At 79.6% G+C, this 2,750-nt stretch carries 2 protein-coding genes; both read left to right on the top strand.

All coding sequences use genetic code 11. The features are described 5' to 3' along the window. A partial coding sequence (locus NT8_RS27815) for a xanthine dehydrogenase family protein molybdopterin-binding subunit (RefSeq protein ID WP_067976002.1) occupies nucleotides 1-1,768 on the top strand: 1,768 nt, incomplete at its 5' end. Next, the gene (locus tag NT8_RS27810; RefSeq protein WP_067976000.1) at nucleotides 1,765-2,709 is read left to right on the top strand and encodes an FAD binding domain-containing protein; all 945 of its coding nucleotides are present in this window, start codon (nucleotides 1,765-1,767) and stop codon (nucleotides 2,707-2,709) included. The genes NT8_RS27815 and NT8_RS27810, both read left to right, overlap by 4 nt. The last annotated feature ends 41 nt before the right edge of the window (nucleotides 2,710-2,750 follow it).

Below are 2,750 nucleotides of genomic sequence, written 5' to 3'. Positions count from 1 at the left end.
GGAGCGGCGGGCCGCCCCCTCCAGCAGCGAGGGCGCGACCCTGCCGGGCCGGTGGACCGGCAACGTGCGCGGCCCGTCAGGGTTCAGCCTGCGCTCCGGCACCGCGGTGCGCCGCATCGCGGCCGCCGCGAAGGCGGGCGACCCCCGGCTGTTCACCGCGGTGTTCACCACCGCCGCGCAGTCGCACACCCCGCTGGAGCCGCACGCCTGCGTCGCCCGCTTCGACGCGGCGGGCGATTTGCACCTGCACCTGTCCACGCAGCGCGTGGCCGCCGTCGCCGACCTCGCCGCCGAGAGGTGGGGGCTGGACCGCTCCCGCGTGCACGTCACCGCCGAGCACGTCGGCGGCGGGTTCGGCGCCAAGTCGGGGCTGTCGGCGGAGGTCGTCGGCGCCGTGGAGCTGGCCCGGACCACCGGCGCCCCGGTGCGCCTGGTGTTCGACCGCTCCGAGGAGCTGGTCGACGCCGGGCTGCGGCCCGGCACCCGCACCGAACTGGCGCTGCTCGCCGGCGACGACGGCCGGCTGGCCGCGCTGAGCATGGACACCACCGGCCACGGCGGGGTGTCCATCGGGTCGGCCGTCGCCGTGCTCGGCAACCTGATCTACGGGCGGGCGCCCCGGCGGCTGCGCGACTTCGACGTCGTCACCCACCACCCGCCCGGCGCCCCGTTCCGGGGGCCCGGCGGGGCGCCGCTGGCCTGGGCCCTGGAGCAGGCCGTGGACGAGATGGCCGTCCGCCTGGCCCGGGACCCGCTGGAGCTGCGCCGGGGCTGGGACGGCAACCGCAAGCGGCACGCCCTGTACGAGCGGGCCGCCGCCCACCCGCTGTGGCGGGACCGGCCGCGCGACCCGGGCACGGGCCGCTTCCGGCGCGGGGTCGGGGCGGCCGCCGGCAACTGGCAGTACATGGCCGACCCGGCGACGCGCGTCGACCTGGCGGTCGAGGACGGCACCGTGGTGGCCCGCTGCGCCGTGCAGGACATCGGCACCGGCGCCCGCTCGGTGATCGCCGGATCGGTGCGCACCGTGCTGGGCCTGCCCGCCGACCGGGTGCGGGTGGAGGTCGGGCACAGCGGCTACGCGCACGGCCCGTCGTCCACCGGCAGCCGGAGCACCGCCTCCATCGGCCCGGCGGCCGAGGACGCCGCCCACCGGCTGCGCGCGGCCGTACGCGAGCGGGTGCCCGGGGCGCCCGCCTCGGGGCCGCTGCCCCCGGCGGTGCTCGCGGACGCCGAGGGCGTGCGGGTGACCGGGGTGCGCCGCCGCGACCGCGGCGGCTACCTGACCCCGTTCCCGGTCGCCGACAACGCGGCGATCGGCCGCGGCCTGGCCGGGTCGGTGCACCTCATGGAGGTCGAGGTGGACACCCTGCTGGGGACCGTGCGCCCGCTGCGCTGCTGGGCGGGCCTGTCGGTGGGCCGCGTCTACGCCGAGCGGCCGGCCCGCAACCAGGTCACGGGCGGCGTCGTGCAGGGCGTCGGCTACGCGCTGTACGAGCAGCGCCTGGCCGACCCCGTCACCGGCACGGTGCTCACCGACAACCTGGAGGACTACCGCATCCCCGGGATGGGCGACGTCCCGGAGACCGAGGTCTACTTCCACCCCGACGGCTGGGACCACGTCACCGGGGGCGGGGTCGGCCTCGGCGAGATCTCCACGGTGGGGGTGGCGGCCGCCGTCGCCAACGCCGTGCGCGCCGCCACCGGCTGGCGCCCGCTCGACCTGCCCATCCGGCCCGACCGCCTGCTCGAAGGGATCCGCGCATGACCGCCCCCACCGACATCGCCGGTGCCGCCGCCGCCCTGCGCGGCGGCGCCACCGAGGCGCGCGCCGGCGGCACCGACGTCATGGCCCGCGCCGCGCACCGCGCGGACGCCGGGCCGTTCACCGACCTGGGCCGGGTGGCCGGGCTGCGCGGCGTGACCTGGCGCGCCGACGGCTCGGCGCTCGTCGGCGCGACCACCACGGTCGCCGAGGTCGCCGCCGACGCGCGGCTGCGCGCCGCCTACCCGGCGCTCACGGCCACGGCGGCCGCGCTCGCCACGCCGCAGATCCGCGCCACCGCGACGGTGGGCGGGAACCTGCTGCAGCGCAACCGCTGCTGGTACTTCCGCAACCCCGCGTTCCGCTGCCTGCAGGACGGCGGCGACACCTGCCCGGCCCACGCCGGCGACCACCGCTACGGGACCGTCGTCGACCCGGGGCCGTGCGTGGCGCCGCACCCGTCGTCGCTGGCGGCGGCGCTGCTGGCCTACGACGCCCGGGTGGCGGTGGAGGGCGCCGGGCCGCGCCCGGTCGCCGCGCTGTACGACGCGGCCGACCCCACCCGGGACCACGTGCTGGAGCCGGGGGCGCTGCTGGTGGCGGTGGAGCTGCCGGTGCCCGCCGCGGGTGAGGCCGCCGCCTACCGCAGGGCGACCGCCCGCTCCCGGGCGGAGTGGCCGCTGGTGGAGGCGGTGGCGCGCGTGGTGTTCGACGGCGCGCGGGTGGCGTCGGCGGCGGTGGCGGTCGGCGGGGTGGCACGCACCCCGCTGCGGCTGCCGGAGGTGGAGGAGGCGCTGACCGGCGGCCCGCTGACGGCCGAGGCCGTCGCGGCCGCGGTGGCCGGCCTGCCCGACCGGTGCGCCCCGCTCCCCCGGACCGGCTACAAGGCGGTCCTGCTCCCGGCCACCGTGCAGGACGTGCTGGAGCGCCTGATCCCGGCCTGACCCCCGGGGCCGGCCCGCTCCCGGGGGGACGGGCCGGCCCC

This window comes from Nocardiopsis trehalosi NBRC 14201 (assembly GCF_001552555.1).
Classification (GTDB): Bacteria; Actinomycetota; Actinomycetes; order Streptosporangiales; family Streptosporangiaceae; genus Nocardiopsis_B; species Nocardiopsis_B trehalosi.
The sequence above is the reverse complement of the archived record's forward strand: the minus strand, read 5'-3'. Positions and strand labels throughout refer to the sequence as shown.

What these genes read in the sequence shown, in the direction of transcription:
- NT8_RS27810 (WP_067976000.1), top strand. Translation starts at nt 1,765, where the DNA reads ATGACCGCCCCCACCGACATCGCCGGTGCCGCCGCCGCCCTGCGCGGC.